Origin of the sequence: Flavobacterium sp. 120, assembly GCF_003633605.1 — a bacterium.
GTDB classification, from domain to species: domain Bacteria; phylum Bacteroidota; class Bacteroidia; order Flavobacteriales; family Flavobacteriaceae; genus Flavobacterium; species Flavobacterium algoritolerans.
This window is the reverse complement of sequence record NZ_RBKZ01000001.1, coordinates 1,893,932-1,917,345: the sequence shown is the minus strand read 5'-3', so window position 1 is coordinate 1,917,345 and position 23,414 is coordinate 1,893,932. Positions and strand designations below refer to the sequence as shown.

The window sequence follows — 23,414 nt, the reverse complement described above, 5'->3', positions numbered from 1 at the left end:
ATTATTTTTCTTCTTTTTGAGTTTCTATCATTGCCAAAATCTCACGTAATTCGGCCGCAGAAATTTTCTCTTCTTTGGCAAAATGGGAGACCATGTTTTTATAGGAGCTGTTGAAATAATTATCGATTGCCGTGTTCATGAAGCGTTTTCTATAGTCTTCTAAACTCACGATAGGATAGTATTGGTGCGTGTTCCCAAAGGCATTGTGAGATACAAAACCTTTTTCTTCCAGATTGCGCACAATAGTAGAAAGCGTGTTATAATGAGGTTGCTCTTCTGTGATTTCTGCCATGACTTCTTTTACGAATGCTTTTTTGAGCTTCCATAAAATGTGCATGATTTCTTCTTCTTTGTTCGTCAGTTTTTGCATGATTTTTTTTATTTGAATCAAACTTACAACTATATTTTTAGTTACACAACTAAAAATATAGTTAATTAAATAAAAAAACAGGTTTCATGCCAAAATCAATTTTTTTTAGCATAAAATCATCAAAATCATACCTGTAAATAGGAAACTATTTGTTTTCCTGTTGGATTAATTTTTGCAACCAAATGCAACCGACAACCGAAAGAATTCCTAAACTTCCCATGACAAACCAATTGGTTTGGTAGCCAAATACTGCAATGATTTCCAGTCCGGTTTTGGAACTCGCAATATGCGCTAAGCTGAAACTCATTGTAAACAAAGCCATATAGCGACCTTCGTGACCTTTTGGTGCTCGGCTTAAAGCGAAAGAATTGGAAAAAGGGAAGATGAACATTTCTCCAAAAGTGATAAAAAGTATACTCACAATTAATATTCCAGCCCAAATATTAATCATTAAAACATAGAAACTAATAGACATTAGCAGCGAACCCCAAAGAATAATTTTGAGTTTATCGATGTTTTTTCTTTGGCTGATACTCACGATTGGCATTTCCAAAAAGAAAATCAACATTCCGTTTAATGATAATAAAAGTCCGCTTTGAAATTCAGTCAGTCCAAATTTTTCATTGTGATACAATGGTAAAGTGGTAAAAAGTTGAAAGAAAAGCATTGCCGTTATAAAACAGATAAAGAGAAAAATCCAGAATATCTTGTCTTTGAAAACGGAAGCAGGTATTTCGGTTTCGCTATCTGCCGTATTCAAATCGGCTGGTTTTTTGCGTTCTTTTACGAATAATGTAAAAATCAAAATAGATACAATACAGGAACTTCCATCTACCCAAAATAATCCGCTGTAGCCTAAATTCATAATGATTAATCCTCCCAAAGCTGGTCCTGCAGTAAATCCTAAATTAACTGCTAATCGAACTAAAGTCAATGCTCTGGTACGGTTTTCAGGTTTCGCATACGTGCCCAGAGATACAAACATGGCGGGACGAAACATATCGGCAACGGTCATAATGAAGAACATTGCAAAGCACAATCCCCAAAAAGTTCGTACGTATTGTACTAAAAACAGCAATATTCCGCTGGTGAATAAGCTGAAAACCATGATTCTATAAAAACCTATTTTATCGGATAATTTCCCGCCAAGCCAAGATCCTAACATAGAACCAAAACCAAAAGCGACCATAATCCATCCGACTTGTGCATAGGAAAAATTTAAATCTTCTTTTAAATATTTGGATAAAAAAGGCAAAACCATCGTACCGGCACGATTGATAAATGTAATCAGCGTAAGAATCCAAACTTCTCTTGTAAATCCTCTGAAATTATTTATGTAGCGTTGAAAAGCAGTTTTGAGCATATCTAAAGTTATAATTTCACAAAGGTAGAAAACTTTGTACCGATGCGTCTTTGTGTCCTAGTAACTTTTAAACTATTTTTGCATAAAATTATATATGATTGTCCGCTAAGCAGACAAAAATTTTTATTTTATTTTTTTAACCATTAAGAGATTAAGAAAATTAAGTTTTTTATCCTTAATGAAGCTTAACTTCTTAATGGTTCAAGAGAAAATAACTTTATTTTTTTAAGACCAACAAAATTTCGATTGTTATTAATAACGGATAGTCAAAAAATTATAAATATGAGAACGCTATTTACTTTATTGCTTTTGGTACAATTGAATTTTGGCTTTGGCCAAGAACAATTTGACGTTTCGGCTGTGGCCAAATTTCAAAAGGAATTAAATACAGAATATGCGGATGCAAAGACAAGTCCTTTGACTGCAGAAGATTTAGCGGAATTCAAAACACTTGATTTTTATCCTGTTGACGGGAAGTTTTTTGTGACAGCTACATTTGTTAGAACAGAAAACGAGAAACCTTTTGAAATGAAAACGTCAACAGACAGAAAACCATTGTATGTAAAATATGGCGAACTTTCTTTTACAATTGATGGTCGGGATTTGAAACTGAATGTGTACAAGAATATCGAGCTTTCGAAAAAAGAAGAATATAAAGACTATTTATTTCTGCCGTTTTCAGATTTGACTTCAGGCAAGGAAAGCTACATTGGCGGTAAATATATCGATTTAAGAATCCCAAAAGGAGATACGATTGTGATTGATTTCAATACATCATACAATCCGTATTGCGCTTATAATCATAAATATTCCTGTCCAAAAGTACCATTGGAAAACGATTTGAATATTGAAATAAAAGCTGGGGTTAAAAAGTTTCACGACTAATGGAATTCTTTAATCTGCATACGCATAAATGGACTAATCAGCCCAATGTGTTGGAATTAGTGAATCAATATCCACAGGAATTTGATGCCACAATTCCGTATTATTCTATCGGGATTCATCCGTGGTTTATCGTTGAAGAACGACTAGAAGCTGATTTGGCTATAATCGAAAGTAAATTACAAGAGGCAAATTGTCTCGCTGTAGGCGAATGTGGATTGGATAAACGCATCGATATTCCAATGGAATTGCAACAAATGGTTTTCGAAAAGCATTTGCTTTTGGCGCAGCAATATCAAAAACCAGTGGTGATACATTGTGTTGCGGCTTTTCAGGAATTGATTGCCATTAAGAAAAAGATGAATATTACGGTTCCAATGCTGATTCATGGGTTTTCAAAAAATGCTCAAGTTGCTAAACAATTACTGGACAATGGATTTTATATTTCGTTTGGAAAATATTTATTGCTAAATAAGGAATTAGAAACGGTTTTTAAAAGCGTTCCTGATAATCGATTTTTTCTGGAAACGGATACGGTTGAAGAGGGAATTGAGGCAGTTTATGAATTGGCAGCAAAATACAAAGGAATTTCAGTCAAAGAAATACAGAAACTAGTGAGTAGTAATTTTAACACTGTTTTTAATCAAATAAACAGATAACCAAATAAACAAATAAACTTTTATTATGGCAGAGTGGACAGAAAGAGCCGAACTTTTATTCAAAAAAGAAGGTTTAGATAATTTGAAAAATGCAAATGTATTGGTTGTAGGATTGGGCGGTGTTGGTTCTTTCGCTGCCGAATTTTTGGCAAGAGCAGGAGTGGGTACCATGACTATTGTTGATGGCGATGTAGTTGATATTACAAACATAAACCGACAATTGCCCGCTTTACATTCGACAGTAGGGCAACCCAAAGTGACTATTGTCGGTGATCGATTAATGGACATCAATCCAGAATTAAAATTGACTCGCGTACAGGAATTTCTTTCGCCTGAGCGTGCTTTCGAGATTGTTTCAGAGGAATTTGATTATGTTTTGGATTGCATTGATAGTGTGACTCCAAAGTTGAATTTGATTATTGGTGCCAAGCGAAAAAGAGTAAAAATCATCAGCAGTATGGGCGCTGGCGGAAAAATGGAAGCTTCAAAAGTGAAAGTGACGGATATTACCAATACCGTGAATTGTTACTTTGCTAAAACCATCAGAAGACGATTGAAAGAAGTGAAAATTGATAAATTGAAAGTGGTTTTTTCTTCTGAGATTCAGGACGAAACGAGTTTGAAAATGACTGATGGATCCAATTTTAAAAAATCATTTTATGGAACCAATAGTTACATGCCAGGGTTATTTGGTTTGTATGCCGCAGAAACCGTGATTCGCTATTTACTTAAAAAATAGAGGTCAGTGTTCAGTTCTAAAAAATAAACAGTCTTAAAATCTAAAAAGTTTAATAATCTAAAAAAAATGATACAAACCGTAATTTTTGACATGGATGGTGTAATTGTCGACACTGAACCCGTACACCGTTATGCTTATTTCAAACAATTCGAGGAATTAAATATTACTGTTACAGAGGAAATGTATACTTCATTTACCGGTTTTTCTACTCGAAATACGTTTCAGAAATTGAAAGAGGTTTTTGTGATTGAACAGGAAGTAGAAGATTTAATTCAAAGAAAACGGAACATCTTTAATGATGCTTTTGATAGTAAAGCTGATTTAGAATTACTGCAAGGTGTTGAAAATCTTATTAAAGAATTGCATCAAAATGGCATGCAGTTGATTCTGGCTTCTTCGGCATCCAAAGTTACTATTGAACGTGTGTTTTCCAGATTTAAGTTACATGACTATTTTACGCACGTGGTAAGCGGGGAAGATTTTCCTAAATCGAAACCACATCCTGCTATTTTTGAACATGCAGCAAGTTTATCAATTGCACCAAAAGAAAGCTGTATCGTCATTGAAGACAGCACGAATGGGATAAAAGCGGCTAAAGCTGCTGGAATTTTGTGTGTAGGTTACAACAGTATTCACTCTGAGGCGCAAGATTTATCAGAAGCAGATTTTGTTATTAATCATTTTAATGAATTAGGTTTTGATGCTGTTAAGAATATTGATTCTAAATTAAGGAATAATTAACATTTGAAAGCCACTGAATTTGTAAATTTGGAAATCATAAAAATTTAAAACATGAAAAAAATAATCATTGTATTTGCCATTATTATAGCAAATTTCACCATTGAGGCACAAGTAAAAACACCTCAGTCAAGTCCAAAATCGACAATCATGCAAGCCGTAGGTTTGACAGATGTTGAGATTAATTATTCAAGACCAAGCGCAAAAGGAAGAGCTGTTTTTGGTAACTTGATTCCTTTTGGAAAAGTATGGAGAACTGGAGCTAATGAAAATACAACCGTATCTTTTAGCGACGATGTTGTTATTGATGGTAAAACCTTGAAAAAAGGAAAATATTCTTTGTACACTATTCCAAAAATAGAAAGCTGGGAAATAATATTTTATAAAACTACTGATAACTGGGGGAATCCAGAAGAGTGGAAAGAAGAAAATGTGGCGCTTAGAGCTACTGTTAAACCAGAAACTTTGAATAAAAGTGTGGAAACTTTCACTATTGGAATTGGAGGTTTAGACAACAATTTTGCATTTTTAGAAATATACTGGGAGAACTCATATGCAGCTGTAAAATTTGAAGTACCTACACAACAAAAAGCAACGGCTAATATCGAGAAAGCATTAGCGGGACCAACTGGAGCAGATTATTTTTCTGCTGCTCAATTTTTGTTTCAATCAAATGGTGACAATGCAAAAGCATTGGTTTATGTAAACAAAGCGTTGGATATGTCTAAAGACAAACCATTTTGGTACAACAGATTGAAGTCACTGATTCAAGCAAAACTTGGAGATAAAAAAGGCGCTATCGAAACGGCTAAATTATCTCTTGCAGCGGCTGAAATTGCTAAAAACCAAGATTACGTAAAAATGAATAAAGACAGTATTGCAGAGTGGAGTAAAAACTAATTATTCTAACTGTTTTACAAAAAAATCCCGTCTTGATTATCGAGACGGGATTTTTTTTGAAATTTTTGGACTGTATAATTTATTAAATGGTTGCGAATAAAGTATTCATAGAATTATCATTGCTTCGCCAGTTCGCTATCGCTCGTTTCCGAGGTAGGTGACATTTTCTCAATAGAAGAAGTTAAATAAGCAACATTCATAAGCTAAAAAAATAACCGCAGAATCACAGATTATCAATATAAAAGTCTGTGAATCTGAGGTTAATAGTTTTTAAAAACTAAAACAATAATTTGTTTTACAATTTTTATTTAGGCTGCAATTGCTTTCTGTTTTCTGAAAATAGTCCATTGTAACAGCAACGAAATAACAATCGTTAACATTGCTCCAATGAAATTAAGCCATAAATAACCCAATTTTTCTTCTCCGCTTGGGAAAATATAAATGGCGTAATAATATATGATGAAAATAGTAATCTGACTTACTACGGCACTGTAAAAAATAGCTTTGGATTGTACCTTGTGTATGTAAAAACCAACTAAAAAGATTCCCAATACAGTTCCGTAAAATATGGATCCAATGATGTTTACCAATTGAATTAAATTTTCAAACAACGTTCCAATACACGCAAAAAGTATTGCAATAACTCCCCACAATAAGGTGAAGAATTTTGTAGCATACAGATAATGTCTTTCTGATTTTTCTTCTTTTACATTCCGTTTGTAAATATCAATTGCGGTTGTAGATGCCAATGCATTCAGTCCTGAAGCGGTAGAAGACATGGCGGCTGAAATGATAACGGCCAACAACAAACCAATAAGTCCTTTGGGTAAATAATTAAGGATAAAATGGAAAAACACATAATCTTTATCATTGGTTTCACTGTTGCTATCGGCTTTCAGGATTATTTCTTTAGCCCGATCTCTTAAATCTTTTTCTTTATTGGACAAAGCCACTAATTCTTTTCGAAGGATTGGATTGTCATAATCTTGATTGAGCTGATCAATATACAACAGATTAATTACTTTTTTATCTTCGGATAAATCGCCTAATTTTTTCTCCAAAGCATTGTATTCACCTTTGTAAGCCGATTTTTCAATCATGGCTTTGTTGTTTGGATTAAAATTTAACGGAACAGGATTGAATTGGAAAAAAACAAAAACCATAACTCCGGTAAGTAATATGAAAAACTGCATTGGTACTTTTAAAAGTCCGTTCATAATTAGCCCCATTTGACTTTCCCGAACTGATTTCCCTGATAAATAACGCCCTACCTGCGATTGGTCAGTTCCAAAATAAGCTAATGCTAGGAAAAAACCTCCTGTAATTCCGCTCCAAAAAGTATATTTTTCTTCCGGATCAAAAGAAAAATTGACAATATTCATTTTGTCATTTGCGCCAGCGATATGCAACGCACTGGTAAATGTCATATCATTAGGTAAATAATGCAATATCAGAAAAAAGGTGATTAGCATTCCCGACATAATCACAAACATTTGTTGTTTCTGAGTTACATTGACCGCTTTTGTTCCTCCCGAAAAAGTATAAATGATAACCAATACACCAATAATAATATTCATGTACGTAAGATTCCAACCTAATATTGCTGACAAAATAATTGCTGGCGCATAAATGGTCAATCCAGTTCCTAAACCTCTTTGGAACAAGAAAAGAATGGCAGCAAGGGAACGGGTTTTTAAATCAAATCTTTTTTCGAGGTATTCATAAGCCGTATATACTTTGTATTTGTGGTATAAAGGGATAAAGGTGACGCAAATTACCACCATAGCAATTGGCAATCCAAAGTAGAATTGTACAAATCCCATTCCGTCATGATAGGCTTGTCCTGGAGTGGAAAGAAATGTAATTGCACTGGCTTGTGTTGCCATAACAGAAAGTCCCACAATGTGCCAAGGTGTTTCATTACTACCCAGAATAAAGTCTTCAACATTTTTACTTCCTTTAGTTTTCCAAGCACCGTAAATTACGATGAACAATAAAGTAACTATGAGTATAACCCAATCAAATAATTGCATAATTTAAGAGTATAATTTCATGATGAGACAAAAGATCAGGATGTATATTGCATTGGCTACAAGTACCCAGGTATAATTTTTCTTCCAGGTTTTTATTTTTTTTGTTTCCATTTTAGATTGGGTTAAGGCTTGATTTTTTGTGGAGGAATAGTTTCAGATGATTTTAGTGAAATGATATTGGAAATTAATTTATACGCACCGGTAACGCCTTCGGGTAATTCTCTAAAAAAGCTTAAGCCCGTATAAATATAGTGTCCTTTTCCGTAAGGAGCAATTAGTAAAGCCCCATTTTTTGGAGTTTCTCCTTTATCATTGGATGATAGAATAGGAGTGAAGGCTTTGTCATATTCACTTGGGTAATACAATCCTTGCTCTTGTTTCCAACCTTGAAAATCTTTAGAAGTGATTTTGTTAGGAAAATTCAAAACGGGATGGTTTGGTGCTAAAAATCGGACTTCGGCATCTTCTTCCGTTACACGGTCGCGGGACAGTTTTAATGGATAAGGCGCGATATTTTCGGTTACGAGATCACCAGCAGTATTGTATTGAACGAGCATTGTTTTTCCTCCTTTTACAAAATCAAAAAGAATATTTTGCTTATTCGCTAATGCAGCAACGGTATTATAAGCACGAACACCAGTCATAACTACATCAAAATTTTCTAATTTCTCAGGAGTTATTTCTTCAGGTTTAAGCAGTGTAACGGTGTATCCCAACTGAGTCAAGCTACTAGGAACTTCGTCTCCGGCACCCATAATATATGCAATTCGTTCTTCATTCGTTTTTAAATCTGTTTTGATGCATTTGGCTTCAGCTGATTTTAAAACTTGCTGTTTGGTGATGTGGTCATAATTAATGATGATTTGTTCTTTGTCAAATCGTTTATTGTCAATTATCGCCACGCTTTTGGCCACGGCTTCTTCAGATTTATTTGGCGCAGTTACCTCAAAATAAACAACTTGTTCCGTTCCCTTTTTTTGGATGTTAAAAGGAATCGATTTTGGAGAAACACCCCAGTTTTGAGGAAGTTCAAGCTGCAGATTTCCCTTTACGGCATCTTTACCAGCTTTGATTTTTACACCTACATACTTGATTTTGGTATCTTTAAAAAGCAATACTTTGTCCAGAATTGAAGTGGTAACATCAGGAACGATGTCGAGATAATTATACACTTCGCCTTTTACATCATCATTGTATTTATAAATTACAGTTCGCTCAAATGGTATTTCTATTCCGTTGATTTGAACGTTAAAGACCACTTTAGCTTCCCGAATAATATCCGGAATTCCTATATTTTGTTGCTGATTTACGGCATACATTCCCACGGTTCCGTTTTCTCTTAACCAATACGGTTGTGTGTAGTTAATTGATTCGGGTAACTTTAAATCTAAGTTGATGTTGTTTAGAACATTATTTTTTAATTCGCGGTTTTGAGGAGTGCTTATTTGTTCGGGTAAAGTGGTCACACTCACTAATTGTATTGGCGCTGAACTTCGGTTAATGGCTTCAAGTTTCAGTTTTATAGTGCTACCGGGAGTCGCTTCCTGATTTTGGGCTACGGCTTCAAGATACAAACCGGAACAGGCTGCTATAATTTCTTTTATGGCTGCGGATTTCAATGGTGCCCAGTGATTTTCATCCAAAGCTTTCATCATAGCGTAGGCTTTCGCCAAATTTGGAATACTTGCCGAAGGATTATTGTGGTTGAACTCCGCTGCAATAGTTGTTAATAATTCTCCTATAGCTTTTCCTCCTTTTACTCGGTTCCAAGAGGTGTCAATTCCTTCAAAAAGAGATTTTTTTTCTTTTAAAGCATCTCCATTTATAAACTCTAAATATTCTGTTTCTTCACCACGCGCTCCTGTGCTTCCAAAACCTTGCGATTGATGACGGCTGCGGCTTAATGCTGCTATTTCTTGATTTGATTTTCCTAATCCGGCATAATAAACTCCAGTTTGCAGGGCAATTAAATTCTTTTTATCGGCAGCATTAAATTTTTCGATAGTTCCATAAAACCACCAAGAAGTATTAAAAAACTGGCGTTTGGTTTGCCAAGGTTTTACAAATTGTAATTGTTCCGGAAAAATAGTTGGATCGTTGGCCAGTTCAAAGCTTTCTACACTCAACATTGCCGATGAAGTATGATGACCGTGTGTAGTTCCTGGAGATCGATGATCAAACCTGTTGACAATTACATCGGGTTGAAATTTTCGGATGGCCCAAATAACGTCTGCCAATACTTTTTCTTTATCCCAAATGGCTAATGTTTCTGTTGGGTTTTTCGAAAATCCAAAATCATTGGCACGAGAAAAAAATTGTTCTCCTCCATCAACTTTTCTAGCTTCAATAAGTTCTTGGGTTCTTATTACACCTAATAATTCCCGCAATTGTGTGCCTATTAAGTTTTGACCACCATCACCGCGAGTCAAAGACAAATATCCCGTTCGGGCTTTTTGCTCATTGGATAAATAAGAAATTAATCGGGTATTTTCATCATCAGGATGTGCTGCTATATAAAGTACCGAACCAAGAAAATTAAGCTTTTGGATTTGATTGTAAATTTCAACAGAATTTGGTTTTTGGGGTTGTTGCGCAATTGTTATTTGGCAACATAAAAGAAAGATTAGAATAGCTGATACGTATTTTTTTTGCATTTTTTAAAATTTAATTTGCAGTAACTTCAAATGTAGGAATTAAATAATTTCTTCTGAAATGTTTTGGGTTTTCTTTAATAATAAAAAAAAGAGAGAAAACCCATTTAGGTTCCCTCTCTCTTTTAAATAATATTGTGATTAATCTCTATCACGTCCGTTTCCGTTACCACGACCATTTCCATGTCCATTTCGGTTATCATGTTTTTTATATTCTCTACGGTTATCATTATCATATCTTCTATGATTATCATTTCCTCTTTGGTTTACATATACTCTACGGTTATTGTTATATCCTATATTTCTTTGTTCTCTTCCATGATATCCTCTGTAATATTTTACTTTATGACTTTTGAAATGGTTGTAAGGTCTTGAACCATGATAATCGTTTAATACTACTTTGTATCCACCATATAAATCATAGTTTCTATATTGGTTTGGTAGGTATCTTGAACGTATCCATCTTCCTCCACCAAAATAAATAAACTGTGTGGCTCTTACGTCATAATAAGCTTCTACATCTGGTAAATAATAATATTCTGCTTCTGCATATCCTACCGGTCCCCAAGATGGAGCTGTGCCTATGTTTAAACTTACTGAGACTTGTGCATGTATAGTACTTGATGCAAAAAGGATAATTCCTACGGCGATTAGTTTTAATGTTCTCATTTTTTCAAATATTTAATTAGTAATAATTTTTTTATAATAGCTCGTTATTACGATGCTTTTTGAATAAAATCAACAACTGTGCCAAAACGAAAAAGTTAACATTTAATTAAGGATTAACGTGCTAAAAAAAAGAGAGCCTCATTGCTGAGACTCTCTTTATTAATGATATGAAATCGGTATTAATGTTTTCCATTTCCATTATTCCCTTTTCCACCTTTGTTCCCGTTTCCGTTCCCATTATTTCCGTTTCCGTTCCCTTTATTCCAGTTACTTTGGTATACTTTGTTATTATTCCCACGATTAGAACCGATAGATTTTTGTGGTTTACCTTTGTATCCTTTGTAATATTTTACTTTATGGGTATTAAAGTTACTGTATGGTCTTGAACCATGATAATCGTTTAAGACTACTTTGTAACCATTGTACAAGTTATAGTTTCTGTATTGATTAGGTAGATTTCTGGAACGAATCCATTTTCCTCCACCAAAATAAATAAACTGTGTGGCTCTGATATCATAATAAGCTTGAATATCCGGTAAATAATAATAATCTACAGCTGAATAACCAGCGGGACCCCAAGCTGGTGGAGTACCTATATTTACATTTACCGAAACTTGTGCTTGCATCGTATTTGTGGATGCAAAAAGTATAATTCCTGCGATGATTAATTTTAATGTTTTCATTTTTCAAAATTTTAATTAGTAATTAATAGATAGTAATTTTTAGTTACTATTTTATCTCTTTATGATAAAGCCAACAATTGTGCCAATATCATATATTTAACATTTTATTGTGTTATTTTACTTCATAAAAAAAGGAAACGAAGGCTCGTTTCCTTTTTCTACAGTTATAAATTTATTTACAATAAAAGGATCAATAAAAGGATAACTATTATAATTGCACCTACAGATAAGTATACACCATTTCCTGTAGATTTTAATTCGGCTTTAATGGCACGTACTTCTTTTCTTAATTCTTTTTTCTCTGAAGAATTCAAAGAAGATTTATCCATTGCTTTTATTTCGTCTAGACGATTAAGCAATACTTTAACTTCAGCAGGAACTTCTTTTGGGTTGTTTGAAACCGAAGTTGGATTTTTTTCTACAGCTAACATTTGAGTTGGAACAACACTTAATGATAATACCATCATCATTAAATAAAAGGTGACTTTTTTCATTTCTTTTAGAGTTTTAGTTATTAATTTATTATAATATAAAAGTAAGTAAAATTAACAGATGTAATCTTATATAATTATGATATTAAATTATATAATTTACACTATTGAATTATTTTTTTACTTTAATGTTTTTAAAGTTAAGCCTTTAGATTGGTTTTGTTCAAAATTAAGATTACCGGATTAACGTTTGTTATTTGAAAATAACCGTACGTGGCTTGCCTAATTCAAAATCCTGAAAGCCAAAATCAGTAGTTTCAAAAGAGTTGGTTTTGAAAATATTTTCACCATTACCCGGTATGGAGGGATAGTACGAAAGTGAAATTTGGAAAGAGCTAAATACTAAAAAATCATTGTTTATTATTAACCCAATCCCAATTTTGGAATATGCTTTATTTTCCAATAATCCTTTTTCAGGATTTCCCAGCATAGCAATTGAATAGTTAAAATAAGGGTTTAATCGAAATCCCCAAAGATTCCATGGTGCATAGGCTTGAGTTTGCAACGTTAGGATTGCTTTTTCAGTTCCATAATTTGCACTATTAAATCCTTGAATTCCGTAATTTTCATTAATATTAAGTTGGTCACCTATAACATTTACGCGATTGGAACCAATAATTAATTGAGGTTTAACAAATTGTCGCAATTTCCATTTCCCAATGCTCATCAAATTAGTAAAGTAATTAGCTTGAAAAGAAAAAGCATTCTGTTTCGTGTTTGATTTTTCAAAAAAAGTACCCAGTTCAAAATTGGCACTTAGAAATCCCCATTTGTAAAAATTTCCAAAAGCTGCCCGAGCTCCTAGATAGTAACGTCCTTGATTGTTTTTATGTTGATAGCCCGAAGTTATTCCAAATATTTTTCCAATGGGTACATCTTCTATAATTCCATTCTTGAAAATATAGCTGTCTTGAACGAACTTTCGGGAGGTGATTCCAATTCCGATTAGCGAAAATTTTTCATCAGAATAAAAATCATTGGGATCGTAATCAATTGTTGGACTCTCCAGATATTTTACATTCAAAAACCGACCGGCAACTACTAAATTTGTAGTTCTGTCACTCTCCGTATTACTTTTAAAAATCCTAAAGGCACGACCAAACCATACATCCTGTGAGTTGTATTTGAAATTTTGGTAAGCAAAAGCGGCATTACTATCAGGAAGTGTATCTTTTCTAAACTGTTTGTCAAAATAGATTCCGCCAGCCCATTTTGTAAATGGAGAATAGAACAGGCGTTCAATATTGATACTTTTACCATAATAATCGTCGAAATCTATACGATAATTTACAGTGGTTTTAATGAATGTATTTTTGAAATTTGGAATCGTGTAGGCTACGCGATAAGCATTTTTTCCATCACTGAATCTGTTTCTGAATTCATTATTAAATTCATGACCGGAACCCAGAATGTTTCTGTCGTTCAGTTCAAAACTGCTTCTGGAACTTGATATGGAACCTTTTGGAATTATACTCCAAGAATCTAAAACCCGAATGTAAATATCTACGGAATCCTTATTGTTTTGAATCAATTGCGGGCTTACATCCACACGGCTGATATAGCGTTGTGTTCGTATTAAACGCTCAGATTCTTTTACCAATAAGGAATCTAAAGGCTTGTTTTTTTTGATAAGCAATAAATTCTTAATGGCAAGTCTGTTCGTTTTAATGTGAATTCTGTTTCCGGTTCGCTCAGCCCAATTTCTAGCTTTTTTTGTAGTGTCAATTTCGGAATAACCAAAAGGGTCTAAAGTGACAATATTGATGTTTCGGATAATTTTCCCTTCAAAGTCTTTGAATTTTTTCGGAACTATTTTTTTCTTTTTGGTTTTTACATTAACAGGTCTGAAAACTAATTTATGAAGAAGTTTAGTAAATTTATTTTTCTTGGAATAGGTCTGGATTTGTTTATACATCCCTGAAGAATCTTTTTCCTTTTTGTCTACTTGAGAAAAAGAAATCTGATAGCAGCAGAAAATCAAAATAATTAGAACCAGTCTTTGTTTTTTAAACATGATAAAAAAATAATTTTAAACATTGTTAACGAAACAAAAGAAAAAATCTTTTAGTATGAGTTCGAATTAACATAATTCAGAATTTGAATAGTCGAATATACTATTTTAGAAACTATTCATTGGTTTTATTAGCTTCTTTTTCAGTTGTTGTTTCAGTAAAAACCGGAACTACAATATCGGTTTTGATGATAGTTTTCTTTGGTGTTGATTCAGAATCAAACAACGGTAATTTAATATTATGCCAGGTATACGTTTTTGGTAAATGATCTCCCATCAGGTATCCCCAAGGTTCTAAAAATTCAATTCTATCAAAAATTACTTTAAGGACCGCGAGAATTGGAAGTGCTAAAAACATACCGGAAACTCCCGCAATTGCGCCACCTATGATAATTCCAATAATCGATACAAACGCATTTATTTCTACTTTGGAACTTACAATCAAAGGAACTAGAATGTTATTATCAATTAACTGAACAATTATGGTAATCACAATTACACCAACAATTATAGATAAATCCGGAGAACCAGTTAGCGAAGCCACAATACTTAGCACTCCTGCAAAAAGTATTCCTATATAAGGAATCAGATTTAAGATTCCGGTTATAATTCCCAGCAAAATAGCGTATTTCACACCTATAACCATAAATCCAAGTGTTGTCATTGTTGAGACTAAAATCATTTCAATGATTAAACCCACGATGTAACTGTTGATGGCCACTCTTATGTTTGTCAAGATATCTTTCAATTGTTCATGGTTTTCTTTTTTGAACAACTTGGATAAAAACAGTAAAAAATGAGTTCTGTATAAAAGAATTAAAAAAGTATAAATAGGTATCAATGTCAAATTTACCAAAGTATCCGTAAACGACATTAAAGTAGTACCAATCAACTCTTTTCCTTTTTCCATGGAATCCTCAGTAGCGGTATCAATATATTGCTTCTGTTCCCAAGAACTTAAATGAAAATTGTCTCTGATAAATCCTTGAATATTTCGGAGATGAATGTTGATGTTTTTTTCAATTTTATCAAAATCAGCTGCAAAATCACTAATTTGAAATGATAGAAAAACAAAGAGTCCAATGAAAATCAACACAAATAAAATTACTGCCAACATTACCGCCAAAACATGCGGAAAATAGAGTTTTGATTTAAAAAATTGAACGATAGGATACAATAAAATAGCAAATAAAAACGACATCATTATGGGAACCAAAATATCCTGACCGATATAAAATATAAAAGTAAGCGCTATTAAACCCAATAAAACCAGGGTTAGTTTGGCATAAAACGGAAATTTTAAGATGTCATTCATATTTTCTTATTTTTTAAATAACGCATTTACCATTCAATCCTGAATCGTACTGTTTTTAATTGACAAATATGAAGAATTAAAGAAATTAAAGTATTATATATTTCTCATCAATAGTTGTAAAATTATCACTTTTAATCAATCGATTTGCAAAATAGAATGAATTGATAATTATATTTTTATAAAATGCTGATTAATCCATGAATTCTTTATCATCAAAATGGTCTTTCAGTATCGAAATCCCTTTTTGCAAGAGCAGATTATTAGGGTAAATGATTTTTTCTCCATCGATAGTTTTTAAATACACATGAAAAGCTCCAATATCCTCAATCTCTGCTTCAATGGGGAAATCTTTATCATGGATTTTTATTACGTCACCAATTTTAAACGGAAAAGAAAAAAACAAAATAACACCAGATGTGATGTTACTCAAAATTGACCATTGGGCAAACATCGCAACACCCACAACAGTTGTGATAGACGAGAGTGCAATAAAAATATCTTTGGTCTGAACTCCCCAAATGATTATTAAGGCAATAACCACCAAAATATTGATGAATAAATGAATGTATTTAATCACTAAATTGGTTCTGTGTTCCAGCGTTTGATTCGATTTTGCATAGCTTCGAACCAGTTTTGTAGAAAGAATACGGAATAATATCAGCAAAATTCCCAGAATTCCAGTTGCAATCAGTTCTCTTGTGTATTCTTGAAAAAAGGCCATATCCATAATTTAATTATGCTAATTTACTTAAATATTCATATACTTTATCCGTAGGCATTCCCATCACATTTGCATAGGAACCTTCAATTTTTGAAACGCCGATAAAACCAATCCATTCCTGGATACCATAGGCTCCGGCTTTATCATAAGGTTTGTAGTTGTCTAAATAATAACGAATCGATTCGTCGCTTAATTCATTGAAAGTAACTTTGGTAACTTCGTGCATTACATCCGCTTTTTCATTGGTTTTAAAACAAACAGAAGTGATTACTTCGTGCGTTGTATTTGATAATGATTTTAAGATTTCAAAGGCATCTTGCTCATTTTTTGGTTTACCCAAAGCGGTATTGTTATGCCAAACGATGGTATCGCTGGTTACCAGAATTTCATTCGATTTTAACTCTCCTTCAAAAGCGCTTGCTTTCAATACAGCTAAATAATTAGTGATTTCTTCTGCTTTCAATTCTGGAGGATAAATTTCTTCAATTTCTTTCAATCGAATTTCAAAATCCAAGTCTAAATCCTTGAAGAATTGCTGGCGTCTTGGTGAACCCGAAGCCAGAATTAAAGTGTATTTTTTTAATTTATTTTTAAGCATTGTATTTTATATTTAAACTTATAACAACAACAGACAGAATTCCAAATAACAGAATCCATTTTAACAGCAAACTCAGCGCATGAAACTCTTTTTTGGATTTTGCAGTCCAAATTTTTACGGTGAAATAAAACAATGGTCCCACGACAAAAAGCAATAAATATACAGTTGTAAACACTAACTCAAGTAGGTATTTATTGATGTAATACACCATAAAAAGGATAGGAATAAAGCTCAGTCCAAAAACTATTTTTGCAGTTCTGGATTTGCCTATTGCAATTGGCAATGTGTTCATTCCTTGGTTGTAATCACCATCAACATCTTCTAGATCTTTAACAATTTCTCTCATAAAATTAAGAAAGAAAGTGAATAGGGCGTAATCTAAAAGAATAGAAAAAACAACTCCCAATTGCTGTTGGTTTCCTTCATGAATCGTTGGAAATAAATCAAAAATCCCAATGATAATCACACTAAAAGAAAGCAACAATGCCACAATAACATTACCAATAATCATCATTTGTTTCAGACTTGTAGCATACAAATAAAGCGTCGCGGCAATTAGAATAAAAATAGACGCAAAGCCCGGTTTTACTATAACATTTGATAAATAAAAGCCAATAGCTACACCAGTAACAGTAAGCCCAATGTATATATTATAGGCATTGGTTTCAGAAATGGTTTTGCCTACAATTACATTGTTCGGTTTGTTTATAGTATCTGTGTTTTGATCAAAAATATTATTGATGACATATCCACCCGCAGCGATAAAAATGGTTGATAAAACCAATAATCCATATTGCCAATCAGCTAATGCCAAAGGAATATTCTGAAATTTAAAAAAAACATACCGGAAAATAAGCTGCATAAAAGCAAGCATCAATAGGTTCTGGTATCGGATTAGTTTAAGGAACTTCATATTTAGTGTTCAGTGTTCAGTGTTCAGTATTCAGATTAGAGGATCTAGTATTCAGGGGTCAGTTCTTATGGTTTATGTAAAATTCAGTGTTCAGAAAAAAAAAGAACTAAATTACTTTTTAATAATCATTGCAACTGATTACTAAAAACTGACGACTGATTACTAATTAATCATGTTTCCCATCAAAATGAGCCATCCATTTTCCTTGCGCTTTCATCACTTGTTCGATAACATCACGAGCAGCTCCTTTTCCTCCGTTTTTGTGTGAAATATATCTTGAAATAGCTTTGATTTCCGGGCTTGCATCTTGTGGACAAGCGGGTAATCCTACTAATTTCATCACGTGATAATCAGGAATATCATCGCCCATGTACAAAACGTGTTCTGGATTGATATTGTAAACATCGGTATATTCATCAAATGTTTCTACTTTGTTTGGTATCCCTAAATGAATATCTGTAATTCCCAGATTACGTAATCTAACGCGCACACCTTCGTTGCTTCCTCCCGAAATAATACAAACATTATAGCCGCTTTCTACGGCAGCTTTCATAGCATAACCATCACGAATATTCATGGTACGAAGAATTTCCCCTTCATTGGTTACAAAAACAGAACTGTCAGTAAGTACGCCGTCTACGTCAAATATAAACGTAGTAATATCATTCATTATTTCTTTATAACTTCTTGCCATTATGTTGTATAGATTGTGTTAGTGTTTTATAAATTGCGAGGTGGTTTCCATCGGATAAAAAAGCTTCATGTGCTTCGATAGTTGCAGTATCATTGCGTTTAGCCGGTCCAGTTTGAGCTTCTGACGGCGAAAGTAACATTATTTTTTGAGCTGTTTCTGTAATTAAAGGGTTTAAAATTTCAAAAGGAACCTGATGCTCCTGACAAATTTCCTGACCTATTTGGTACAAATGATTCGTGAAATTATTGACAAAAACCGCTGCAACATGCAAGGCTTTTCTTTGTTCGGAGTTGATAGCGAATATTTTATCAGAAATTGATTTGGCCACTTTATCCAATAATTGATAATCGGTTGCATTTTCACTTTCTAAACATATTGGAATAGTTCTGAAATCTACTGGCTTGTTTTTAGTAAAAGTCTGTAAAGGATAGAAAACACCTTTTCGATTATTGTCATCCAAAACATTCAAAGGAACACTTCCCGAGGTATGGACCACCAAGCGATTTTTGAAAGGAAGTTGCGAGGAAATGGCAGCAATGGCATCATCAGAAACCGCAATAATATACAAATCAGCTTCAGCTAAAGCATCTAAATCATTTGTAATCTGACTTAAATCGAGTAGGTGAGAGACGCTTCCTATTTGTCTTGAAAAAACTTGAACCAATTCGATTTCAGCTCCCATTTTTTGGGAATTTTGAAATGCTGCAATCAAATGTTGTGCTACATTTCCTGAACCAATAATAATTACTTTAGTCATTTGACAAAATTAGCAAAAAAATATTAAGAGTTTTATTCAATTTTGGATTGGCTAATAAACTGTAACTCCAATTAAAATATACTTTTATTCCAAAAAATGAAGCTACTTAATTTTGGATTAAATTAACAAATGTGCGAATATAGAAGTCAACATTTTTAAGTACTTTTGTGGCACTTTTATAAAAACATAATCCCTTAAAAATGGATAAAAAAATATTTTCTTTTTTGTTTTCTACTCGATTAATGGCTTTTTTATTTATTGTATATGCGGTTTCCATGGCTACTGGAACTTTTATCGAAAGCAAATACAATACCGACACAGCAAAAATTTTAATTTATAACTCATGGTGGTTTGAGGCCATACATGTATTTTTCATGATTAATTTCATTGGAAATATCAAGCGTTATCAGTTATTGAAAAAAGAAAAATGGGCTACTTTATTACTCCATTTATCTTTTATCTTCATTATTGCCGGTGCATTTGTAACCCGTTACATCAGTTATGAAGGGATGATGCCTATTCGCGAAGGCGCTGCTGAAAATCAAGTTTTTTCAGATAAAACGTTCCTGACTGTTTTTGCAGACGGGGAATATAAAGGAGAAATGAAACGCAGGGTTTTTGAAAAACAAGTATTGCTTTCTCCTGCGACGAACAATGATTTCAGTATTTCAGGTAAATTTGCAGATACACCATTTGAAGTAGAATATGAAAACTTCATCATGGGTGCCAAAGAATACATTAAACCAAATCCTAATGGGACTGTATTTTTAAAAATTGTAGAAGCCGGAGACGGAGGTCGTCACGAGCATTTTTTGAAAGACGGTGAAGTTCAAAATATTCATAATGTATTATTTGCTTTAAATAAATATACTGATGGAGCCATAAATATCAATACAACAGGAAGTGCCTATACGATTCAAACGCCTTTTGAAGGAAACTTCATGAGAATGGCTGATAAATTACAGGGTAAAGTCACTAAGGATAATGCACAACCATTGATGATGCGTTCGCTGTATTCTATCGGCGAAATGCGATTTGTATTTCCTGATCCTGCGGTAAAAGGTGTTGTTGATTATGAATCGGATAATGATTTCAAAGCAAAGAATCATGAAGATGCATTAACTGTAAAAATCTCTGCCGAAGGTCAAGAAAAGACAGTTACAGTACTTGGTTCCAAAGGTAAATTAGGAGATTCTAAAACAGTGAAAATAGGAAAAATCGATTATACTTTTTTCTACGGAAGTAAAGCCTACGTTTTGCCATTCAAGATAAAATTGAATGATTTTATTGCGCAGAAATACCCAGGAACAGAGAAAAGTTATTCTTCATTTGAGAGTAAAGTTACTGTTCAAGACAAAGAATCATTTGATGCCAGAATATTTATGAATAACGTTTTGGATTATGATGGATATCGCTTTTTCCAATCGGGTTTCGATCCTGATGAAAAAGGAACAATATTATCTGTAAACCACGATTTCTGGGGAACTGCAATTACGTATAGCGGTTATTTTATGTTGTATTTTGCAATGATGGCGATTATGTTTACTAAATATTCTCGTTTTGCGGATATTAAACGCAAATTAGAAGTTGTAAAAATGAAGAAATCTAAACTCTTGACGATTCTGATTTTGTTGTTCAGTTTCAATAGTTTCGCGCAAGAACAAGAACACAATCACGCAGATCATGAAGGTCACGCTCATACAGAAGCCGAGGCTACACCTGCAACACATGCCAATCACACTAAAAAAGTATTCAGTCAAGACGAACTGAATGCTTTGATTACTAAATATAAAGTTCCAGAAGTACATGCTGCAAAATTTGGTAGACTTGTAATTCAAGACGGTGGTGGTAGAATGAAACCTATCAATACGTTTTCATCAGAATTGTTGCGAAAAGTAAGTCAAAGCGATTCTTATAATGATATGAATTCAGACCAAGTTTTCTTATCCATAACTCAGTATGCGAGTTATTGGATAGAGATTCCAATCATTCATTTAAGAAGAGGTAACGACAGTTTAAGACAAATAATCGGTGTTGATAAGAAAGCTAAATTTGCACCTTTTGTAGCTTTCTTTGATGCTAAAGGGAATTATAAACTTTCTAAATATTTAGAAGAATCATTTAAATCGGCTAACCCCAATCAATTTGAAAAGGATTTTATCGAAACAGATAAAAGAGTAAATTTGATGGAATCTGCGTTAAGCGGTCGAATATTAAAAATTTTCCCTATTCCGGAGGATAAAAATAATAAATGGATTTCTTACTTAGAATTGAACGAATCGGGATTGAAAGGAATGGAAGCTACGTATACTAAAAACGTACTGCCATTGTATTTTGGTTCATTGGCTAATGCTTCTGTTTCTAATGATTATAAAACTGCCGATGAATTACTGGAAAGTATGAATGGTTTCCAAAAACGTTTTGGCAGTAAAGTGAGACCAAGTGAAGAAAGAATTACATCAGAAGTGCTGTATAATAAATATGATGTTTTCAATAAACTTTTTTATTGGTATGTTTTAGCGGCGATTTTGATGTTGTTTTTTACGATTTTGCAAATCTTCAAAGAGCGCAAAGTATTAGCTATAACAGTAAATACAATGCATATTATTATAGGATTATTATTTGCATTGCATACTGTAGGCTTAATTGCCCGTTGGTATATTTCCGGTCACGCACCTTGGAGTAATGCGTATGAATCGATTATATATATTGCTTGGGCTACCATGTTTTTTGGTTTGGCTTTCGACAGAAAATCAAAACTTACTGTGGCTTCATCAGCTTTTGTAACTGCAATGATTCTTTGGGCTGCAAATCTAAACTGGATTGATCCGGAGATTGCAAATCTGCAACCAGTTTTAAATTCGTATTGGTTGATGATTCACGTTGCAGTAATTGTAGCTAGTTATGGTCCGTTTGCATTAGGATTTATTTTAGGAGCAGTTTCATTGTTGCTGATTTTGTTTACCAATGAAAAAAACAAAGCCAAAATGGATTTGAATATTCAGGAAATCACTTATATCAATGAGTTAGCATTAACGATAGGGTTGATTATGTTGACTATTGGAAACTTCCTGGGCGGACAATGGGCCAATGAGAGTTGGGGACGTTATTGGGGATGGGATCCAAAAGAAACTTGGGCCTTGATCAGTATTATGGTCTATGCTTTTGTAATTCATGCTCGATTTGTTCCTTCTTTACGAGGAAAATGGATTTTCAATTTGATGAGTATGTTTGCTTTTATATCTATTTTATTCACCTATTATGGTGTGAATTTTCACTTGGTAGGATTGCATTCGTACGCAAGTGGAGAAGCGCATTCATTGAGTTGGATCTGGTATTCTCTTGGAGGAATAACTTTATTTGGAGCTATTTCGTATCCAAAATACAAGAAGTATTATAAGAAATAAGATTTAATTATTTCATCATAAAAAAGGTTCAACTTTATAAGTTGAACCTTTTTTTATTCCTCAAATTCTGTTCTATTCATTTTATAATATTCCAATGGAGATACACCTGCAATTTCTTTGAAACTTGTAAAAAACGGATTGTATGAAGTAAATCCAACCTTTTTTGATAAGGAATCTAAAGTGTTATTTTTTAAGTAGTTTAACTCAATGTGTTTGATGGCATCATGTATGCGAATTACTTTTTTATATTCAGAAAAAGAAATTGTCGAGTGGTATTTAAATAAATACGAAATATGGCTTTTGGGAATTTGTAAGCTGTTAGCTAAATCAGTTATTGTCAAATTTGCATTTCTGAACAATTCAAATTTCAATGATATGCTTTCAATTTCCTTGATGTAGTTAATAATGTTTTGATCTATTTTTTCTTTAAGAATTAAATGTTGGCTATTATTTAATTCAATATCAGGAGTCATTTTCCAAATATCATTCAATACTAAATTGTTGTTTTTATTCTCATTGATCTTTTGGTGTAACACATTATATCCATAAAGAATTTCAGGAGAAATTAATATTTTGAATAAAATGGTTAACCAAATCATAGCCGATATCCATTGGTAACTGTGTCCTTTGATACTTTCATCGAAATATATTTCTATGATGATTGATATAAAAAGTCTGGATATTGTGAGTACAAGAGCACTAAATAAAAATAGTGTCCAGTTGTTAATTAATTTATTTTGCTTTTGAATTACTTTGATTTCACCTTTTCGGGTCCAAATTTTAGTCTTTAGTATTCGAAAACATAAAATAACATAGACTA

At 33.1% G+C, this 23,414-nt stretch carries 21 protein-coding genes; 6 read left to right on the top strand and 15 right to left on the bottom strand.

What is annotated here, in order from left to right; translation table 11 throughout:
- Position 1: 1 nt before the first annotated feature.
- Both C8C87_RS08280 and C8C87_RS08275 read right to left on the bottom strand, forming a co-directional pair.
- Positions 2-370, bottom strand: coding sequence for a BlaI/MecI/CopY family transcriptional regulator (locus C8C87_RS08280; RefSeq protein WP_099715255.1), 369 nt, complete (start codon positions 368-370; stop codon positions 2-4).
- 145 nt (positions 371-515) lie between these two features.
- Entirely contained in the window at positions 516-1,733 is a 1,218-nt protein-coding gene (locus tag C8C87_RS08275) for an MFS transporter (RefSeq protein ID WP_121342260.1), read from the bottom strand.
- A 282-nt stretch (positions 1,734-2,015) separates the two neighbouring features.
- Between C8C87_RS08275 and C8C87_RS08270 the strand changes: the two genes are divergently transcribed.
- The 5 genes from C8C87_RS08270 to C8C87_RS08250 all read left to right on the top strand — a co-directional run bounded on the left by C8C87_RS08270 (position 2,016) and on the right by C8C87_RS08250 (position 5,651).
- Positions 2,016-2,618, top strand: coding sequence for a DUF1684 domain-containing protein (locus tag C8C87_RS08270; RefSeq protein WP_121342259.1), 603 nt, complete (start codon positions 2,016-2,018; stop codon positions 2,616-2,618).
- The gene (locus C8C87_RS08265) at positions 2,618-3,274 is read left to right on the top strand and encodes a TatD family hydrolase (RefSeq protein WP_121342258.1); all 657 of its coding nucleotides are present in this window, start codon (positions 2,618-2,620) and stop codon (positions 3,272-3,274) included. Before C8C87_RS08270 ends, C8C87_RS08265 begins: the two co-directional genes overlap by 1 nt.
- Before the next feature lie 25 nt (positions 3,275-3,299).
- A complete protein-coding gene (locus tag C8C87_RS08260) occupies positions 3,300-4,013 on the top strand; it encodes a ThiF family adenylyltransferase (RefSeq protein WP_099715259.1) in 714 nt (237 codons plus the stop codon).
- A 66-nt stretch (positions 4,014-4,079) separates the two neighbouring features.
- Complete coding sequence (locus C8C87_RS08255) at positions 4,080-4,754, top strand: HAD family phosphatase (protein WP_099715260.1); 675 nt, start codon at positions 4,080-4,082, stop codon at positions 4,752-4,754.
- Positions 4,755-4,805: 51 nt separating this feature from the next.
- Entirely contained in the window at positions 4,806-5,651 is an 846-nt protein-coding gene (locus tag C8C87_RS08250; RefSeq protein WP_099715261.1) for a DUF2911 domain-containing protein, read from the top strand.
- 308 nt (positions 5,652-5,959) lie between these two features.
- Here C8C87_RS08250 and C8C87_RS08245 read toward each other — a convergent pair whose 3' ends face one another.
- From C8C87_RS08245 to C8C87_RS08190, 12 genes are all read right to left on the bottom strand, one after another.
- Positions 5,960-7,684, bottom strand: a complete 1,725-nt coding sequence (locus tag C8C87_RS08245) for a sodium:solute symporter (RefSeq protein ID WP_121342257.1) — start codon at positions 7,682-7,684, stop codon at positions 5,960-5,962.
- A 122-nt stretch (positions 7,685-7,806) separates the two neighbouring features.
- Positions 7,807-10,338 carry a PIG-L family deacetylase gene (locus C8C87_RS08240; protein WP_121342256.1) on the bottom strand — a complete coding sequence of 844 codons (2,532 nt, stop codon included), beginning with the start codon at positions 10,336-10,338 and terminating at the stop codon, positions 7,807-7,809.
- Positions 10,339-10,476: 138 nt separating this feature from the next.
- Positions 10,477-11,004: a hypothetical protein gene (locus C8C87_RS08235; RefSeq protein WP_121342255.1), complete on the bottom strand. Its 528-nt coding sequence runs from the start codon at positions 11,002-11,004 to the stop codon at positions 10,477-10,479.
- A gap of 179 nt (positions 11,005-11,183) precedes the next feature.
- Entirely contained in the window at positions 11,184-11,687 is a 504-nt protein-coding gene (locus C8C87_RS08230) for a hypothetical protein (protein ID WP_121342254.1), read from the bottom strand.
- A 176-nt stretch (positions 11,688-11,863) separates the two neighbouring features.
- The gene (locus tag C8C87_RS08225; protein ID WP_121342253.1) at positions 11,864-12,181 is read right to left on the bottom strand and encodes a hypothetical protein; all 318 of its coding nucleotides are present in this window, start codon (positions 12,179-12,181) and stop codon (positions 11,864-11,866) included.
- A 190-nt stretch (positions 12,182-12,371) separates the two neighbouring features.
- Positions 12,372-14,093 carry a hypothetical protein gene (locus tag C8C87_RS08220; protein ID WP_233550018.1) on the bottom strand — a complete coding sequence of 574 codons (1,722 nt, stop codon included), beginning with the start codon at positions 14,091-14,093 and terminating at the stop codon, positions 12,372-12,374.
- 211 nt (positions 14,094-14,304) lie between these two features.
- The gene (locus C8C87_RS08215; RefSeq protein WP_121342251.1) at positions 14,305-15,504 is read right to left on the bottom strand and encodes an AI-2E family transporter; all 1,200 of its coding nucleotides are present in this window, start codon (positions 15,502-15,504) and stop codon (positions 14,305-14,307) included.
- Positions 15,505-15,694: 190 nt separating this feature from the next.
- The gene (locus tag C8C87_RS08210; protein WP_099716316.1) at positions 15,695-16,225 is read right to left on the bottom strand and encodes a mechanosensitive ion channel domain-containing protein; all 531 of its coding nucleotides are present in this window, start codon (positions 16,223-16,225) and stop codon (positions 15,695-15,697) included.
- 13 nt (positions 16,226-16,238) lie between these two features.
- Positions 16,239-16,823, bottom strand: coding sequence for a Maf-like protein (locus C8C87_RS08205; protein WP_121342250.1), 585 nt, complete (start codon positions 16,821-16,823; stop codon positions 16,239-16,241).
- On the bottom strand, positions 16,816-17,736 hold the full coding sequence (locus C8C87_RS08200) for a geranylgeranylglycerol-phosphate geranylgeranyltransferase (protein WP_121342249.1): 921 nt from the start codon (positions 17,734-17,736) through the stop codon (positions 16,816-16,818). Before C8C87_RS08200 ends, C8C87_RS08205 begins: the two co-directional genes overlap by 8 nt.
- Before the next feature lie 166 nt (positions 17,737-17,902).
- Positions 17,903-18,430 (bottom strand): HAD family hydrolase, encoded by a 528-nt coding sequence (locus C8C87_RS08195; protein WP_099715271.1) that lies wholly within the window; start codon positions 18,428-18,430, stop codon positions 17,903-17,905.
- Positions 18,414-19,187 carry a Rossmann-like and DUF2520 domain-containing protein gene (locus C8C87_RS08190; RefSeq protein ID WP_121342248.1) on the bottom strand — a complete coding sequence of 258 codons (774 nt, stop codon included), beginning with the start codon at positions 19,185-19,187 and terminating at the stop codon, positions 18,414-18,416. Before C8C87_RS08190 ends, C8C87_RS08195 begins: the two co-directional genes overlap by 17 nt.
- Positions 19,188-19,387: 200 nt before the next feature.
- Here C8C87_RS08190 and ccsA point away from each other — a divergent pair, with 200 nt between their 5' ends.
- Positions 19,388-22,594, top strand: a complete 3,207-nt coding sequence (gene ccsA / locus C8C87_RS08185) for a cytochrome c biogenesis protein CcsA (protein ID WP_121342247.1) — start codon at positions 19,388-19,390, stop codon at positions 22,592-22,594.
- A 53-nt stretch (positions 22,595-22,647) separates the two neighbouring features.
- Here the strand turns inward: ccsA and C8C87_RS15780 are convergent, their stop codons facing one another.
- A complete protein-coding gene (locus tag C8C87_RS15780) occupies positions 22,648-23,193 on the bottom strand; it encodes an AraC family transcriptional regulator (protein ID WP_147402366.1) in 546 nt (181 codons plus the stop codon).
- Positions 23,194-23,414 lie beyond the last annotated feature (221 nt).

Excerpts from the sequence above, each read along its gene's own strand:
- C8C87_RS08280 (WP_099715255.1), bottom strand. The coding sequence starts at position 370 with ATGCAAAAACTGACGAACAAAGAAGAAGAAATCATGCACATTTTATGG.
- C8C87_RS08275 (WP_121342260.1), bottom strand. The coding sequence starts at position 1,733 with ATGCTCAAAACTGCTTTTCAACGCTACATAAATAATTTCAGAGGATTT.
- C8C87_RS08270 (WP_121342259.1), top strand. The coding sequence starts at position 2,016 with ATGAGAACGCTATTTACTTTATTGCTTTTGGTACAATTGAATTTTGGC.
- C8C87_RS08265 (WP_121342258.1), top strand. The coding sequence starts at position 2,618 with ATGGAATTCTTTAATCTGCATACGCATAAATGGACTAATCAGCCCAAT.
- C8C87_RS08260 (WP_099715259.1), top strand. The coding sequence starts at position 3,300 with ATGGCAGAGTGGACAGAAAGAGCCGAACTTTTATTCAAAAAAGAAGGT.
- C8C87_RS08255 (WP_099715260.1), top strand. The coding sequence starts at position 4,080 with ATGATACAAACCGTAATTTTTGACATGGATGGTGTAATTGTCGACACT.
- C8C87_RS08250 (WP_099715261.1), top strand. The coding sequence starts at position 4,806 with ATGAAAAAAATAATCATTGTATTTGCCATTATTATAGCAAATTTCACC.
- C8C87_RS08245 (WP_121342257.1), bottom strand. The coding sequence starts at position 7,684 with ATGCAATTATTTGATTGGGTTATACTCATAGTTACTTTATTGTTCATC.
- C8C87_RS08240 (WP_121342256.1), bottom strand. The coding sequence starts at position 10,338 with ATGCAAAAAAAATACGTATCAGCTATTCTAATCTTTCTTTTATGTTGC.
- C8C87_RS08235 (WP_121342255.1), bottom strand. The coding sequence starts at position 11,004 with ATGAGAACATTAAAACTAATCGCCGTAGGAATTATCCTTTTTGCATCA.
- C8C87_RS08230 (WP_121342254.1), bottom strand. The coding sequence starts at position 11,687 with ATGAAAACATTAAAATTAATCATCGCAGGAATTATACTTTTTGCATCC.
- C8C87_RS08225 (WP_121342253.1), bottom strand. The coding sequence starts at position 12,181 with ATGAAAAAAGTCACCTTTTATTTAATGATGATGGTATTATCATTAAGT.
- C8C87_RS08220 (WP_233550018.1), bottom strand. The coding sequence starts at position 14,093 with ATGTATAAACAAATCCAGACCTATTCCAAGAAAAATAAATTTACTAAA.
- C8C87_RS08215 (WP_121342251.1), bottom strand. The coding sequence starts at position 15,504 with ATGAATGACATCTTAAAATTTCCGTTTTATGCCAAACTAACCCTGGTT.
- C8C87_RS08210 (WP_099716316.1), bottom strand. The coding sequence starts at position 16,225 with ATGGCCTTTTTTCAAGAATACACAAGAGAACTGATTGCAACTGGAATT.
- C8C87_RS08205 (WP_121342250.1), bottom strand. The coding sequence starts at position 16,823 with ATGCTTAAAAATAAATTAAAAAAATACACTTTAATTCTGGCTTCGGGT.
- C8C87_RS08200 (WP_121342249.1), bottom strand. The coding sequence starts at position 17,736 with ATGAAGTTCCTTAAACTAATCCGATACCAGAACCTATTGATGCTTGCT.
- C8C87_RS08195 (WP_099715271.1), bottom strand. The coding sequence starts at position 18,430 with ATGGCAAGAAGTTATAAAGAAATAATGAATGATATTACTACGTTTATA.
- C8C87_RS08190 (WP_121342248.1), bottom strand. The coding sequence starts at position 19,187 with ATGACTAAAGTAATTATTATTGGTTCAGGAAATGTAGCACAACATTTG.
- ccsA (WP_121342247.1), top strand. The coding sequence starts at position 19,388 with ATGGATAAAAAAATATTTTCTTTTTTGTTTTCTACTCGATTAATGGCT.
- C8C87_RS15780 (WP_147402366.1), bottom strand. The coding sequence starts at position 23,193 with ATGATTTGGTTAACCATTTTATTCAAAATATTAATTTCTCCTGAAATT.